The sequence below is a fragment of the Streptomyces sp. JH14 genome, assembly GCF_029428675.1.
Taxonomy (GTDB): Bacteria; Actinomycetota; Actinomycetes; order Streptomycetales; family Streptomycetaceae; genus Streptomyces.
Genome location: NZ_JAJNEL010000001.1, coordinates 3,195,095 through 3,208,399, shown reverse-complemented (window position 1 = coordinate 3,208,399; position 13,305 = coordinate 3,195,095). Strand labels below are relative to the sequence as shown.

Sequence of the window (13,305 nt, the reverse complement as noted above, 5' to 3'; positions counted from 1 at the left end):
GGATGGACCTACCTGTTGGCAGGCCGGACAGGGGCTTCTTCCGTGACCTCGGCTACCTCCGAGTACTCCGGACGGGTGAGGGCTCCGGCCGGCGCGTCCGCCCCCGTCTTCGCCGCCCTGGCCTTGGCCTCCTCGGCCGCGCGCTCCACCTTCTCCGGCGTGACGAAGCGGTAGCCGACGTTGCGGACCGTGCCGATCAGCGACTCGTGCTCGGGGCCGAGCTTGGCGCGCAGCCGCCGGACATGGACGTCGACCGTCCGCGTACCGCCGAAGTAGTCGTAGCCCCAGACCTCCTGGAGCAGCTGGGCGCGGGTGAAGACCCGGCCCGGGTGCTGTGCGAGGTATTTGAGCAGTTCGAATTCCTTGAAGGTCAGGTCGAGGACCCGGCCCTTCAGCTTCGCGCTGTACGTCGCCTCGTCGACCGACAGATCGCCGTTGCGGATCTCCATCGGGGAGTCGTCGCAGGTGATCTGCTGCCGGCCGGTGGCCAGCCGTAGTCGTGCCTCGACCTCCGCCGGTCCGGCCGTGTCCAGCAGCACGTCGTCGATGCCCCAGTCGGCGGTGACGGCCGCGAGACCGCCCTCCGTCACGACGAGGATCAGCGGACAGCCCGGTCCGGTGGACCGCAGCAGCTGGCACAGCGACCGCACCTGCGGCAGGTCGCGGCGCCCGTCGACCAGGATGACGTCGGCACCGGGGGTGTCGACGAGAGCGGGGCCCTCGGCAGGGGCCACCCGCACGTTGTGCAGCAGAAGACCGAGGGCGGGAAGCACCTCCGTCGACGGCTGGAGGGCATTCGTCAGAAGCAGCAGTGAACTCATCGCCGCCCACCTGCCTGAGTCGTCGGTCGATGATCGTGCACGGTTTGCTCGCCCATTACGTCGGTCCTCCTCGTTCCCTGCGAGAGGGGCACTCCCGGGCGGGACCCGGGGGAGTATGCGGCACTTCTTCGTACGTTTTTACGGTGCTCCCGCACGACATCCGTCACACGGGTTTTACGGTGCGGCCCCGCGCCCTGGGTCCGCTGAGCTTGTCGAAACGTCGTCGTAACAACGCGGGGAAAGCACAAAAGGACCCGGGGGCTGCGTTGCCCGGATCCTCTTCCCAGCAGAATAGCCCACATGAGTTCTGTGTCCGAGAGTCCGTTTCGGAGTTCCCCTGTTTGTTTGATCACGCCGGGGGCCCGGCGTGCGACATTGCGGACGGATGACGGGCTGTCGATCGAGGCGGTGTACGAACCGTGTACGACCGGTGCCGGGCCCGGCACCGGCCCGGTCGGCGCCGGTACGGCGATCGTGGTCGCGCACGGTTTCACGGGCGCGGCGGACCGGCCCGCCGTGCGGCGGGCGGCGCGGGTGTTCGCCCAGCGTGCGGCCGTGATCACGTTCTCCTTCCGGGGGCACGGCGGGTCCGGCGGGCGGTCGACGGTGGGTGACCGCGAGGTGCTGGATCTGGCCGCCGCGGTGGCCTGGGCGCGCTCCCTCGGGCACCGCCGTGTGGTGACGGTCGGGTTCTCGATGGGTGGTTCCGTGGTGCTGCGGCACGGCGCGCTGTATACGGCGCCCGGTACGGCCGAGGTCACCGGTGGGACTGCCCGTCCGGTTCCCGCGCACGGGGGGCGCACAGAAGCGCACGCGGATGCAGTGGTTGCCGTGAGTGCCCCCGCCCGCTGGTACTACCGGGGAACGGCCCCGATGCGGCGACTGCACTGGGTGGTGACCCGGCCCGTCGGCCGGGTGGTCGGCCGGTACGGCTTCGGCACCCGGATCGACCGCAACGAGTGGAACCCCGTGCCGCTCTCGCCGGTCGAGTCGGTCCCGCTGATCGCCCCGGCCCCGCTGCTGATCGTCCACGGCGACCAGGACCCCTACTTCCCGCTCGACCACCCGAGAATGCTGGCCGACGCGGCCCGGGGCGGTGCCGAAATGTGGCTGGAGCGGGGCATGGGGCACGCGGAGAACGCGGCGGACGAGAGCTTGCTCACCCGTATCGCGGACTGGTCGGTGGCCGCGTGATTCATCATGGACAGCTGACGCCAGACGAAGGGAGCGTCGCCATGCCAGCGGTAACCATCCGCTACTGGGCCGCCGCCAAGGCCGCCGCCGGGACCGCGGAGGAGCCGTACACAGCCGCGACGCTCGCAGAGGCGCTCGACGCGGTGCGTGAGAGGCACCCGGGAGAGCTCACCCGGGTGCTGCAACGGTGCTCGTTCCTGATCGACGGTGACCCCGTCGGGACCCGCGGCCATGAGACCGTACGCCTTGCCGAGGGCGGCACGGTCGAGGTGCTCCCGCCGTTCGCAGGAGGGTGAACCGCAGAACATGAGCAGCAGCGATCAGCAGCATCCGTACGGACAGGAGCCCGGGTCGGGACCGGGTGCCGGGTACGGCTACGCGTACGGGCAGGAGCCGCAGGCGGCGTACGGCGAGCAGCCGTACGGGCAGCAGGCCCCGTACGACCCGAACGGCCAGGCGTTCCCGGACCCGGGCGTCACACAGACGTGGGAGGGCCAGACCTGGGACACCCAGTACCAGCCGGCCGTCCAGCCCGCGCCGCAGCCGCAGTACGGGCAGCCGCAGTACGGGCAGGCGCAGCAGGACGGGCAGTCCTATGCCCAGCCCCAGTACGGGCAGGCGCAGCAGGACGGGCAGTCCTACGCCCAGCAGCAGTACGAGCAGCCCTACGCCCAGCAGCAGTACGAGCAGCCGTACGCCGAGGCCGCCCCGCAGCCGCCACAGGGCGCCACGGGCTCCCACCCACTGCCGGCCGAGGTCCAGGCCGCCCCCGGCGCTGTCACGGCGGAAGCCGCCGCACACGACACCTCCGGCTACAGCGCCCCCACCACGCTGGGCAACAGCCGCATCACCGACGCCCAGCGCGCCCGTGCCGAGGGCCGTTCGCCGATCATCGCGCCGGGCATGCAGCCGGCCGCGATCACCGCGGGGCTCGGGCTGCTGCTCGCCCTCGGTGCCGCGATCGGGCAGTACGCCCTGTTCGTACCGCTGGTGCTGCTCCAGGCCGTGACCGCGGCGGGCTGGTTCCGGCTGAACGGCATGTGGCCGGCCCGGCAGGGCATCGCGCTCGCTTTCGCCGGCGGGTTCGTCGCCGATGTCGTGCTGCTCGCCGCGGGCCGGGAGAACGCTCCGGCGGCGATCCTCGGCACCCTCGGCATCTGGGTGCTGCTCACCGTCGTCCTCCAGCTGCGCAGTCACGCGGGCGCCGACGAGCGGATGTACGGGCTGATGGCCACCGTCGCCTCGGCGGCCCTGGCGATCCTCGCCGCCGGGCACCTTGCCGCGGTGCCGGACGCGGTGACGGTGGGCGGTGTGTCCGTCGCGGTCGCCGTGCTCGCCCGGGCGCTGCCGCTGCCCGGACCGGCCTCGGTGGTGGTCGCCCTGCTCGCGGCCGCGGGGGCCGGTGTCGCGGCCGGCGGGCTGACCGACCTCGGTGCGAAGGGTGCCCTCCTCGGGCTCGCGGCCGGGGGCTGCGCGCTGATCGGGCTGCGGGCGGCCAGCTATGACTACCCGTCACGTTTCGTGCACATGACCGCCGGTGTGGCGCTGCCGCTGACCGCCGCGGCGCCCGCCGTCTATCTGATCGGCCGCGCGCTCTCCTGACCCGCACGATCCCTGCCCCGCGTTCCCGGGCCGATACCTGTGTACCGGCCCGGGAACCGGGGAGGACCCCCCGCTCGTCGATCCCCCGGGTGTGCCGTGCAGCCACAGCAGGCTCACGGACACCGGGGGTCCGGCCGGAACGGATGCAGGGTGGGGGAAGAACGGGCATGCGCGCACTGCGAATACTGCTGGTCGTCGTGGTGGTTCTGGGCGGGGTCTGCATCGCCGTGGACCGGGCGGCGGTGTACTTCGCCGAGTCGGAGGCCGAGGGCAGGGTCGACATCAGCGGCTCCACGGTCGACTCGACGGACGTCTCCATCAAGGGTTTCCCGTTTCTGACACAGGTCGCCGGATCCACGCTCGACGAGGTCGACATCAGGCTCACCGGCATCGAGACCGCCGCGGCGGGGCGCAGGATCCGGATCAGCGAGATGAACGCCGAACTCCACGACATCGCGCTGTCCGGCGGCTTCTCCAGCGCCACCGCCGCCCGCGCCACGGGCACGGCGACCATCTCGTACGAGGATCTGACGCACGTGGCCGACGACGGTGTCGTGGTCGAGTACGGCGGCAACGGCAAGGTGAAGGTGACCGGCACCGTCGACATCCTCGGCCGGACGCTCTCGCGCAGCGTGACCTCCACCGTCACGCTCGTCGACGGGCACACCGTCCGGGTGCATGCGGACAAGGTGCCGGGCGAGGGCATCCCCGGCCTCGAAGATCTGGTGCGCAAGAAGACCGACTTCGAGCGGGAGGTCGGCGCCCTGCCGAACGGCCTGAAGCTGCAGCGGATCGAGCCGACGAGGGACGGCCTGGAGATCTCGGTGACGGGTTCGGACATCCCGCTCGGCGGATGAGCGGCCGGGCCGGCAGCCGGCAGCGGTCCGGTCCGGTCCGCAAACGGGCCGGTGATGCGACACGTAATCCGTGTCGCGACCGGATAGGCGTCCTGGTGGCCCGTCGCGCCACATAATGAGACGGACCTGTCCGACCTGTAGATGACCGAGCGGTCCGACCGGCCGGGGATCGGTGCGCGCGGCGGGGCCAACCCGCTGACGTACCACAGTGTGGACGATCGTGTCTCAAGATGCGACACAACGGTGACATGGCCGCCCGCACGTCCCTACGATCGGACGCATGAAGCGACAGGCGGATCTCACGAAGCGGCGGGCAGTAGACCTGTGCCGCATCGCCGCCATGCTCTGTCGCACCGTCTGAGCGGGGATCGACGCATCCCGCATTCCCGGCCCTTCGACCGCTGTCAGGGCCCGCCCCGTGCATGTTGTGTACGCGCTGAAACCGCGCCCCGTACATCCCGCATCACGCACCATCTCGCCGCAGACTGCCCCGGAGGAGAACAGAATGAGCCGCAGTGACGTCCTCGTAGACGCCGACTGGGTCGAGGCCCACCTCGACGACCCGCAGGTCGCCCTTGTCGAGGTCGACGAGGACACCTCGGCGTACGAGAAGAACCACATCAAGAACGCGATCCGGATCGACTGGACCAAGGACCTCCAGGACCCGGTCCGCCGCGACTTCATCGACCAGGCCGGCTTCGAGAAGCTCCTGTCGGAGAAGGGCATCGGGAACGACACCACGGTCGTCCTCTACGGCGGCAACAACAACTGGTTCGCGTCCTACGCGTTCTGGTACTTCAAGCTGTACGGCCACCAGGACGTGCGTCTGCTCGACGGCGGCCGCAAGAAGTGGGAGCTGGACTCCCGCGACCTGGTCGACGGCGACCAGATCCCGTCCCGCCCGGCCACCGAGTACAAGGCCAAGGCCCAGGACGAGTCGATCCGCGCCTACCGCGACGACGTCGTGGCCGCGATCGGCAACCAGAACCTGGTCGACGTGCGTTCGCCCGACGAGTTCAGCGGCAAGCTGCTCGCCCCCGCGCACCTGCCGCAGGAGCAGTCGCAGCGCCCCGGCCACGTGCCGAGCGCCCGCAACATCCCGTGGTCGAAGAACGCCAACGACGACGGCACGTTCAAGTCGGACGAAGAGCTCAAGGCGCTCTACGAGGCCGAGCAGGTCGACCTGGCCAAGGACACCATCGCGTACTGCCGCATCGGTGAGCGTTCCGCGCTGACCTGGTTCGTGCTGCACCAGCTGCTCGGTGTCGAGAACGTCAAGAACTACGACGGCTCGTGGACCGAGTACGGCTCCCTCGTGGGTGTGCCGATCGAGCTCGGCGCCAACAAGTAACTCCGCACGACCCGGACCAGCACGACCCCCGACCAGAAGGACAGAACGCCATGTGTGGAGCAAAGGCCGGCGGCCCCGACGCTTCGACCATCAAGCCCGGTGAGACCACCATCCAGGGCAGCGTGACCCGCGACGGCGAGCCCGTCACCGGCTACGTCCGCCTCCTGGACTCGACCGGCGAGTTCACCGCGGAGGTCCCGACCTCGGCGACCGGGCAGTTCCGCTTCTACGCGGCCGAGGGCACGTGGACGGTGCGGGCGCTCGTACCCGGCGGCAGCGCCGACCGCACGGTCGTCGCGCAGACCGGTGGCCTCTCCGAGGTGGCCATCGCGGTCTGATCCGCGGCACAGATCGGCCGGAGGGCCGTACCCCAGGGGGTTGGACGCCTTCTGAACCGGGGTACGGCCCTTCGCGCCGTTCACCTGCGCCCGACCGGGGCCTACGCTTGAAGCATGTACGCCCGGCGCCGTCGCCGCTATTTCCTGCTGATGGGCGGATGCATCGTCCTGTTCGTGTCCGCCTGGGCCGTCGTGCGGCTCTGGTCGATGCCCGTCGCCATAGGGATGTGCGTCGTCGCCATGGTCATCCCGCCGGTCGCGGCGATGGTCGCCAACCGGCGGGGGCCGGAGGACCGCTGGTGGGACGATCCGTCCGGCGACCCGAAGTCGGACGAGTGGTGGGACGAACTCGACGGCAAGAAGCGCCGTCAGTAGACGGCCGCCCGAGTGACCGGCTGCCTCAGTAGACGAGGGCCTGGACGTCCTCGGCCATGATCTCGCTGACGAAGACCTGGGCGCCCGCGATGCGTACGCCTTCCAGGACGTCGCTCTCGGTGATGTCGCGACGTGCGGCGCACTGCGTGCAGAGGGTGATCAGGCCGCCCGCCTGAATCGACTCGATCAGATCCGGCAGCGGTGCGGAGTGCGGGAGTTCGAACTCGGCGGCGCGGCCCGGCAGGGCGAACCAGGCGGACTCGCCGGTCAGCCAGAGGGAGACCTCCACACCGCTGGCGACGGCGACGGCCGCCACCGTGAACGCCTGGGAGCAGCGCTCGGCGGAGTCGGCACCTGCGGTCACCTTGATCACGAGCTTCTTCGGCATATGCAGAACTGTAATCCTCGGCCGCGCAACCCCGGACCCTTGCTGTGGGTCAGTGGTGTGCGCAGGTAACGGAATCTGCGCCTCAGGGCTCGTGGGGGGACCCCTTTTGGAACCGAAAGACACTATTCCTGACGAGCCGGCCGAGCCGCCCGTGCAGGTCGAGGCGCCGGTGCGGCCCGTAGAGCCGCCCGCGCCGCCGGCGGAGCCCGCGCCCTCTTTGGTGGCGGAGCCCGTGTACGTCCCGGTGGCCGAGCCCGCGCCGACGGCCGGTTCCGAAGCGCCGACACCGACGGCTGCGCGACGGCCGCGGGGCCGTACGGCGCTGCTGATCGCCGCGGCCGCGGTGCTCGGGATCTCCGGCGGCACCGCCGTCGGTTACGGCGTACAGGCCGACCGCGCTCCGACCCCGCTGCCCGCCCTGTCGCAGCCGGGCCTCGGTTACCCGGTGAAGGCGCTGCCCGCGGACAAGGCCCCGGACCCGCTGCCCGTGTCGCAGGACCGGCAGCTGAAGACGGACGGCGATCTGCTCAGGCTGCTCGTCGACAGGCCCACGGGGGCGCGCAGCCCCCGCGCGTCCCTGCCGGCCGAGAGGTGGATGTCTCTCGACGCGTACGCGATGGAGTTCAAGAGCGAGGACTACATGTTCGAGCGGCTCGCGGACGGCGATGTCCGCCGCATCGCAGCCGCCGACTGGGAGCAGGGGCAGCACCGCGGGGTGAGCATCCGCCTCGTGCAGTTCCGCTCGAGCGCACAGCTCGGAGCCTCGGACCATGCGAACGGCCAGCTGGACTACATGCCCGATGCCGAGGAGGGCGCGGGCAACAGCGGCACCGCGATCAAGGGCAGCGGTAACGGCCGCTACTTCGTGTACAAGCCCCGCTACAAGGCGGGCTATCTGCCGAGCTACCGGGCCCGGGCCATCGCTCAGCGCGGCGACGTCATGTTCGACATCCACATCTTCGACACCGCGCCGATCAGCAAGAAGGACATCCGGACCCTGGCCGAGCGACAGCTGGAGCGGCTGTGAACGACGACATGACACCTGACAGCGTCCCCGCAGCCCCGCCCGTCCTGTCGGAGCCGCCTGCCTTCACAGCCACGCCGGCCCGGCGGGGCCGGGCCCGACGTGCGGTGCTGGCCGCGCTTCCCGTGGTCCTGGTCCTCGGAGCCGTCGGCGGCGCGGCCGCCTACACCAAGGTCACCGTGGACGACGCCGACCGCACGGTCACCACCGAGGTCTGGGGCGGGGGCTCGGGGGCGCCCTCCAAGGACCCCGCCGGGGACGTCGGCAGCGGGAGGGCGGACACCGAGCTCAGCAAGCTGCTGCTGCCGGTTCCCGACGGCTACCGTCTCGGCCCGGATGTCGGTGAGTACGGAAACGACAGCGAGGTCAGCGGCAAGAAGGCCACGGCCCAGATGAAGGAGAGCGGCCGGGGGATCGCGGGCAAGGAACGCCGTGAGCTGGACAAGCGCATCGACCGGCTCCATGTCCAGGGCATCGCGCAGCGTTCGTACATCTCGGGCTACGGCGATCTGGTGGTCGTCCATATCGTGAAGATGAAGGACAAGAAGGCCGTCCACGACATGTACGCCTTCCAGACGGAGCTGATGGACACCTACGGCGGCTTCCGCAAGGGGCCGAAGGTCGACGGCCACAAGAAGGCCACGTGCTTCCGGGCGTCCACGACGAGCAAGGTGAAGCTGGACGGCCTGTCCTGCCTCGCGTACGACGGGGAGCTGTTCGTCACCGTCGACGCGTCCGGCACCAAGCCGTTCAGCGCGCCCGACATCGCCGATCTGGTGAAGGACCAGCTCGACCACATCGAGTCCCCGGGGGAGTACGTATGACCGAGAAGACGGCGGAACCGACCGCCGCGACGGCCCCGGCCGTGGAGCCGGCGGTTCCGGCGCAGGAGCCCCCGGCGGCGCAGGCGGAGCCCGCACCGCCCGCGGAGCAGCCTGTTCCGGCTCCGGAGTCCGTCCCCGCCCCGGAGGATGTCCCGGCCCCGAAGCGGCCCCGCCGGGTCCTTCGGGCCGTTGCCCGCTGGACCGCCGCCGTGCTGGTGCTCGGGGGCCTGGGCACCGGTACGGCGCTGGGGATCACCTCGATGGAGCGCACCGATGTACCGGGTCTGGCCACCGAGGACGACGGGCGCTGGGACTATCCCGAGCTGAGCCTGCCCGCGCTCCCGGCCGGCTCGCCCCGCCCGTTCAACGACGGCAACATCGCCGAGATCCACCACGCCGACCTGCGGAAGCTGCTTCTGCCGGCCCCGGCCGGAGCAACGCCGGACAAGAAACTCACCGGTGGGTGGGTGAGTACGGCGCAGTACCTCTCCGTCTACGAGAAGGGCAGGCGCGCCGAGCTGGACCAGGTGCTGAAGGACTCCGCGCTGCGTCACATCGCGGCGCGCGGCTGGACCATGCCGGACGGCACGTCGTCCCGGATCTATCTGCTCCAGTTCAATTCGACGGCGTTCGCCGAGGCGTTCCGGGACGTGATCTCCGAGAACACCACCACCGGTGCTCTGCTCGTCGGGTCGCCCCTGACGGACATCGACGAGACCTGGCAGGGCGGCGGGCGGGTGGAAAACACCACGACCTATGTGTATGCCGAGGACAAGCCGTACGGCTCCGAGCAGGTCCGCCACGCGTATGCGCTCTCCGGCGACACGCTCGCCCTGGTCATCCAGTCCCGCAAGGGCACGGCAGGTACGGAGCACGTCCCGTTCCACCAGACGCTGATCCTGCAGGACCAGCTGCTGGGCTGACCCGCACGCCCGGGGGATCCACTCCCCCGGGCACGCCCCGAACCATCGTGCCGGGCCCCCACCCATTAGGCTGGGGCCCGGCCCTGTACTGCCGCCATACCGCTCGTTACCGCTCGTCCGAGGAGCTCCCGTGCTTGAGGCATTCTTCTCCACCCTGCTGGTCCTGGTCTGCGTCGGTGTTCTCGCCTTCGCCGGCCTGACCGTGAAGAAGCTGTACCAGGGCCAGCGCTGACCCGCGTCCGCACCGCTCATCACCCCCTCACAGATCGTCTGAGCCGCTCATGATCGAGATCCCGTCCGACCTCCACCCGGACCTCGTCCCCCTTGCCTTCCTGCTCGGCAACTGGGCGGGCGCGGGCGTGTCCGATTTCCCCGGCGCCGAGAAGTGCAACTTCGGTCAGGAAGTCTCCTTCAGCCACGACGGCCGGGACTTCCTCGAGTACGTCTCGCACTCCTGGGTGCTCGACGCCGAGGGCAACAAGGTCAAGCCGCTGGAGACCGAGTCCGGCTACTGGCGCATCGACAAGGACCGCAAGGTCGAGGTCGTCATGGTCCGCGACCAGGGCGTCATCGAGATCTGGTACGGCGAGCTCGCCCACCAGAAGCCGCAGATCGACCTGGTCACCGACGCGGTGGCCCGGACGGCGGCCTCCGGCCCGTACAACGGCGGCAAGCGGCTCTACGGCTATGTGAACAGCGACCTGATGTGGGTCGGCGAGAAGGCCACCCCCGAGGTGGAGCTGCGCCCCTACATGTCGGCGCATCTGAAGAAGGTCGTCACCCCCGAAGAGGTCGAGGCGATGGCGAAGAGCCTCGGAGACCTGCCGGACGACGGCATCGCGTTCTTCAAATAGACGCGCGACCCCCGGGCGGGTGTTGGTCCGGTCCTACACTGGGCCTGTGGTGAGCACCGACTGGAAGAGCGACCTTCGGCAGCGCGGCTACCGGCTGACGCCGCAGCGGCAGCTTGTCCTCGAAGCGGTCGAGAAGCTGGAACACGCGACGCCGGACGACATCCTGTGCGAGGTCCGCAGGACGGCGTCCGGCGTGAACATCTCCACCGTCTACCGGACCCTGGAGCTCCTGGAGGAGCTGGAGCTGGTCAGCCACGCCCATCTGGGGCACGGGGCGCCGACGTACCACCTGGCCGACCGTCACCACCACATCCATCTGGTCTGCCGGGACTGCACGAACGTCATCGAGGCCGATGTCGGCGTCGTCGACGAGTTCACCACGAAGCTGCGGGACACGTTCGGGTTCGAGACCGACATGAAGCACTTCGCGATCTTCGGCCGCTGCGCCGAGTGCACGGCGAAGGCCGCCGCGGCCGGGCCGGGGCGGACTCCCGGTTCCGAGCAGTAAATCGAGTCGTACGCTGGTCGCATGAAGAGCCCTCTGCTGTCCCTGCCCGGCGCCGTCCCCGCCGAAGGCCGCGACGAAGGCGTCGCCGCGCACTACGGCGACCTGTTCCGCGAGCAGCGCGCCCTCGCCGACGGCACCGGCCTCGTCGACCTCTCGCACCGCGGCGTCATCACCGTCACCGGAAGCGACCGGCTGGCCTGGCTGCACCTGCTGCTCACCCAGCACGTCAGTGAACTCGCCCCCGGACAGGCCACCGAGGCGCTGATCCTCTCCGCGCACGGGCACATCGAGCACGCCCTCTGTCTCGTCGACGACGGCGAGACGGTGTGGGCGCACGTCGAGCCGGGCACCCAGGGCGAACTGATCGCCTATCTGGAGTCGATGAAGTTCTTCTACCGGGTCGAAGTCGCCGACCGGACCGAGGACTTCGCCGTCGTGCACCTGCCGGCCGGCTCCATCGAGGAGGTGCCGGAGGGCGTCACCGTACTGGAGGCGCCGCACGGCCGGGACCTGTTCCTGCCCCGCGCCGGTCTGGAGAAGTTCGCCGCCGAGCACGGCCCGGTGGCCGGCGTTCTGGCGTACGAGGCGCTGCGCGTCGAGGCCCACCGTCCGCGGCTCGGCTTCGAGACCGACCACCGCACCATCCCGCACGAGCTGGGCTGGATCGGCACCGCCGTCCACCTCCAGAAGGGCTGCTACCGCGGTCAGGAGACCGTCGCCCGGGTGCAGAACCTGGGGAAGCCCCCGCGCCGGCTGGTCTTCCTGCACCTGGACGGCAGCGACGTGCTGCTGCCCGGGCACGGCACGCCCGTGCGGCTCGCCTCGGACGGGGCGGAGGGCCGGCAGCTCGGCTTCATCACCACGTCCGCCCGCCACCACGAGCTGGGCCCGATCGCGCTGGCCCTGGTCAAGCGGAACGTGGCGGTGGACGCGGAACTGCTCGCGGGCGACACGGCGGCGGCTCAGGAGACGGTCGTCGAGCCGTAGGCCCTGCCGTCGAGCCGCGGGTCCGGCTCAGACCTCGACGAGCACGGTGAACGGGCCATGGTTCGTGAGCGAGACCCGCATGTCCGCTCCGAACCGGCCCGTCTCCACATGCGCCCCCAGCGCCCGCAGCTGCGCCACCACCTCGTCGACCAGCGGTTCGGCGAGCTCGCCGGGTGCCGCTGCGTTCCAGGTGGGCCTGCGGCCCTTCCGGGCGTCCCCGTAGAGAGTGAACTGCGAAATCACCAGAAGTGGCGCATTCACGTCGGAGCAGGACTTCTCGCCCTCGAGGATGCGGACCGACCAGAGTTTGCGGGCGAGCTGAGCCGCCTTCTCCACGGTGTCCCCGTGGGTGACTCCGACCAGCACACACAATCCCTCGCCGACGATCTCGCCCACCACCGCGGGTCCGCTGCCGTCGCCCGCGCCGTCGGCCACCGTGACGCTCGCGCCATCCACCCGCTGTATCACTGCACGCATACAGACCAACCTATCTTGGGCTGAACGGGTACAGAGCACCTGCGTAGTCACCGTGCGGAGTGGCACCATGCACGGAGGCGGTGTGCCGACGCACCGGTCGAGGGGATGGACTGAGCATGAGTACATATGGAGCCGGGCAGCCACCCGGTACCGTACCGATCACGCTGGTCACCACCAGTACCAGCACCAGTACCACCAGTACCGGCGCCGTCACCATGCGCCCACCCGTGCAGCGGACCGGCCCGGGCCTCGACAACGGACTGCCGGGGCAGCCGCCGCCCGACCTCGGCACCCTGCGGCTCCCCGAGCTGCGCACCCTGCGCCGCGACGCGCAGCGCGACGAGGCCGACCTCAGCTACGTGCGCCGCCTGGTGCAGGGCCGCGTCGACATCCTGCGGGCCGAACTGGCCCGCCGCCGTGACCCCGAGGCGCCGGTCGTGGACCGGCTCTCCGAGATCCTCACCGACACCCCGTCCCGGCACCGCTCCTCCGCCCGGCATGTCACGCTCACCACACCGCGGAGCGACGAATTCCGCCGGCTTGCGGCCGAGACGCTCGCCGAGGTCGAGCTCTCGGACCTCGACGCCCGCACGGACGAGGAGCTGCACGCCGCGATGGGGCGGCTCGTCCGCTACGAACAGCAGGTGTCCCGCCGCCGTCACCAGCTGCAACGGACCGCTGACGATTGCAGCGCCGAGATCGCCCGCAGGTACCGTGATGGGGAAGCACAAGTAGACGACCTGCTCACCTGAAGCGATCCTTCCGGGGCGGGTCCCGCCCCG

17 protein-coding genes are annotated in these 13,305 nt (G+C 70.4%); 14 read left to right on the top strand and 3 right to left on the bottom strand.

Annotated elements, in window-relative coordinates; all coding sequences use genetic code 11:
• Positions 1 to 8: 8 nt before the first annotated feature.
• Entirely contained in the window at positions 9 to 821 is an 813-nt protein-coding gene (locus tag LRD69_RS14455) for a response regulator transcription factor (protein WP_277326981.1), read from the bottom strand.
• A 375-nt stretch (positions 822 to 1,196) separates the two neighbouring features.
• On the opposite strand from LRD69_RS14455, the gene LRD69_RS14450 reads away from it, so the two are divergent.
• The 7 genes from LRD69_RS14450 (at position 1,197) to LRD69_RS14420 (ending at position 6,538) form a co-directional block, all read left to right on the top strand.
• Complete coding sequence (locus LRD69_RS14450; protein ID WP_277329737.1) at positions 1,197 to 2,015, top strand: alpha/beta fold hydrolase; 819 nt, start codon at positions 1,197 to 1,199, stop codon at positions 2,013 to 2,015.
• Between the two features lie 41 nt (positions 2,016 to 2,056).
• Positions 2,057 to 2,311 (top strand): MoaD/ThiS family protein, encoded by a 255-nt coding sequence (locus LRD69_RS14445; RefSeq protein WP_072488004.1) that lies wholly within the window; start codon positions 2,057 to 2,059, stop codon positions 2,309 to 2,311.
• A 10-nt stretch (positions 2,312 to 2,321) separates the two neighbouring features.
• Positions 2,322 to 3,617, top strand: a complete 1,296-nt coding sequence (locus tag LRD69_RS14440) for a hypothetical protein (RefSeq protein ID WP_277326980.1) — start codon at positions 2,322 to 2,324, stop codon at positions 3,615 to 3,617.
• A 167-nt stretch (positions 3,618 to 3,784) separates the two neighbouring features.
• Positions 3,785 to 4,474: a DUF2993 domain-containing protein gene (locus LRD69_RS14435; protein WP_277326979.1), complete on the top strand. Its 690-nt coding sequence runs from the start codon at positions 3,785 to 3,787 to the stop codon at positions 4,472 to 4,474.
• Between the two features lie 505 nt (positions 4,475 to 4,979).
• The gene (locus tag LRD69_RS14430) at positions 4,980 to 5,825 is read left to right on the top strand and encodes a sulfurtransferase (protein ID WP_277326978.1); all 846 of its coding nucleotides are present in this window, start codon (positions 4,980 to 4,982) and stop codon (positions 5,823 to 5,825) included.
• A gap of 50 nt (positions 5,826 to 5,875) precedes the next feature.
• A complete protein-coding gene (locus LRD69_RS14425) occupies positions 5,876 to 6,163 on the top strand; it encodes a DUF1416 domain-containing protein (protein ID WP_030925040.1) in 288 nt (95 codons plus the stop codon).
• Between the two features lie 114 nt (positions 6,164 to 6,277).
• Positions 6,278 to 6,538 (top strand): DUF3099 domain-containing protein, encoded by a 261-nt coding sequence (locus LRD69_RS14420; RefSeq protein ID WP_277326977.1) that lies wholly within the window; start codon positions 6,278 to 6,280, stop codon positions 6,536 to 6,538.
• Between the two features lie 25 nt (positions 6,539 to 6,563).
• On the opposite strand, the gene LRD69_RS14415 is transcribed toward LRD69_RS14420, so the two are convergent.
• The gene (locus LRD69_RS14415) at positions 6,564 to 6,926 is read right to left on the bottom strand and encodes a DsrE family protein (RefSeq protein ID WP_277326976.1); all 363 of its coding nucleotides are present in this window, start codon (positions 6,924 to 6,926) and stop codon (positions 6,564 to 6,566) included.
• A 106-nt stretch (positions 6,927 to 7,032) separates the two neighbouring features.
• On the opposite strand from LRD69_RS14415, the gene LRD69_RS14410 reads away from it, so the two are divergent.
• From LRD69_RS14410 to LRD69_RS14385, 6 genes are all read left to right on the top strand, one after another.
• The gene (locus tag LRD69_RS14410; RefSeq protein ID WP_277326975.1) at positions 7,033 to 7,953 is read left to right on the top strand and encodes a hypothetical protein; all 921 of its coding nucleotides are present in this window, start codon (positions 7,033 to 7,035) and stop codon (positions 7,951 to 7,953) included.
• A complete protein-coding gene (locus tag LRD69_RS14405) occupies positions 7,950 to 8,774 on the top strand; it encodes a hypothetical protein (protein WP_277326974.1) in 825 nt (274 codons plus the stop codon). Before LRD69_RS14410 ends, LRD69_RS14405 begins: the two co-directional genes overlap by 4 nt.
• Positions 8,771 to 9,697, top strand: a complete 927-nt coding sequence (locus LRD69_RS14400) for a hypothetical protein (RefSeq protein WP_277326973.1) — start codon at positions 8,771 to 8,773, stop codon at positions 9,695 to 9,697. Before LRD69_RS14405 ends, LRD69_RS14400 begins: the two co-directional genes overlap by 4 nt.
• Before the next feature lie 281 nt (positions 9,698 to 9,978).
• Positions 9,979 to 10,551, top strand: coding sequence for an FABP family protein (locus LRD69_RS14395; RefSeq protein ID WP_277326972.1), 573 nt, complete (start codon positions 9,979 to 9,981; stop codon positions 10,549 to 10,551).
• Positions 10,552 to 10,597: 46 nt separating this feature from the next.
• Positions 10,598 to 11,059, top strand: a complete 462-nt coding sequence (locus LRD69_RS14390) for a transcriptional repressor (RefSeq protein WP_277326971.1) — start codon at positions 10,598 to 10,600, stop codon at positions 11,057 to 11,059.
• A 21-nt stretch (positions 11,060 to 11,080) separates the two neighbouring features.
• Complete coding sequence (locus tag LRD69_RS14385) at positions 11,081 to 12,046, top strand: glycine cleavage T C-terminal barrel domain-containing protein (protein ID WP_277326970.1); 966 nt, start codon at positions 11,081 to 11,083, stop codon at positions 12,044 to 12,046.
• A 27-nt stretch (positions 12,047 to 12,073) separates the two neighbouring features.
• Here LRD69_RS14385 and dtd read toward each other — a convergent pair whose 3' ends face one another.
• Positions 12,074 to 12,523: a D-aminoacyl-tRNA deacylase gene (gene dtd, locus LRD69_RS14380; RefSeq protein WP_277326969.1), complete on the bottom strand. Its 450-nt coding sequence runs from the start codon at positions 12,521 to 12,523 to the stop codon at positions 12,074 to 12,076.
• 116 nt (positions 12,524 to 12,639) lie between these two features.
• On the opposite strand from dtd, the gene LRD69_RS14375 reads away from it, so the two are divergent.
• On the top strand, positions 12,640 to 13,275 hold the full coding sequence (locus LRD69_RS14375) for an ABC transporter substrate-binding protein (protein ID WP_277326968.1): 636 nt from the start codon (positions 12,640 to 12,642) through the stop codon (positions 13,273 to 13,275).
• The last annotated feature ends 30 nt before the right edge of the window (positions 13,276 to 13,305 follow it).

What these genes read in the sequence shown, in the direction of transcription:
- dtd (WP_277326969.1), bottom strand. Translation starts at nt 12,523, where the DNA reads ATGCGTGCAGTGATACAGCGGGTGGATGGCGCGAGCGTCACGGTGGCC.
- LRD69_RS14425 (WP_030925040.1), top strand. Translation starts at nt 5,876, where the DNA reads ATGTGTGGAGCAAAGGCCGGCGGCCCCGACGCTTCGACCATCAAGCCC.
- LRD69_RS14440 (WP_277326980.1), top strand. Translation starts at nt 2,322, where the DNA reads ATGAGCAGCAGCGATCAGCAGCATCCGTACGGACAGGAGCCCGGGTCG.
- LRD69_RS14375 (WP_277326968.1), top strand. Translation starts at nt 12,640, where the DNA reads ATGAGTACATATGGAGCCGGGCAGCCACCCGGTACCGTACCGATCACG.
- LRD69_RS14415 (WP_277326976.1), bottom strand. Translation starts at nt 6,926, where the DNA reads ATGCCGAAGAAGCTCGTGATCAAGGTGACCGCAGGTGCCGACTCCGCC.
- LRD69_RS14400 (WP_277326973.1), top strand. Translation starts at nt 8,771, where the DNA reads ATGACCGAGAAGACGGCGGAACCGACCGCCGCGACGGCCCCGGCCGTG.
- LRD69_RS14430 (WP_277326978.1), top strand. Translation starts at nt 4,980, where the DNA reads ATGAGCCGCAGTGACGTCCTCGTAGACGCCGACTGGGTCGAGGCCCAC.
- LRD69_RS14445 (WP_072488004.1), top strand. Translation starts at nt 2,057, where the DNA reads ATGCCAGCGGTAACCATCCGCTACTGGGCCGCCGCCAAGGCCGCCGCC.
- LRD69_RS14455 (WP_277326981.1), bottom strand. Translation starts at nt 821, where the DNA reads ATGAGTTCACTGCTGCTTCTGACGAATGCCCTCCAGCCGTCGACGGAG.
- LRD69_RS14420 (WP_277326977.1), top strand. Translation starts at nt 6,278, where the DNA reads ATGTACGCCCGGCGCCGTCGCCGCTATTTCCTGCTGATGGGCGGATGC.
- LRD69_RS14435 (WP_277326979.1), top strand. Translation starts at nt 3,785, where the DNA reads ATGCGCGCACTGCGAATACTGCTGGTCGTCGTGGTGGTTCTGGGCGGG.
- LRD69_RS14385 (WP_277326970.1), top strand. Translation starts at nt 11,081, where the DNA reads ATGAAGAGCCCTCTGCTGTCCCTGCCCGGCGCCGTCCCCGCCGAAGGC.
- LRD69_RS14395 (WP_277326972.1), top strand. Translation starts at nt 9,979, where the DNA reads ATGATCGAGATCCCGTCCGACCTCCACCCGGACCTCGTCCCCCTTGCC.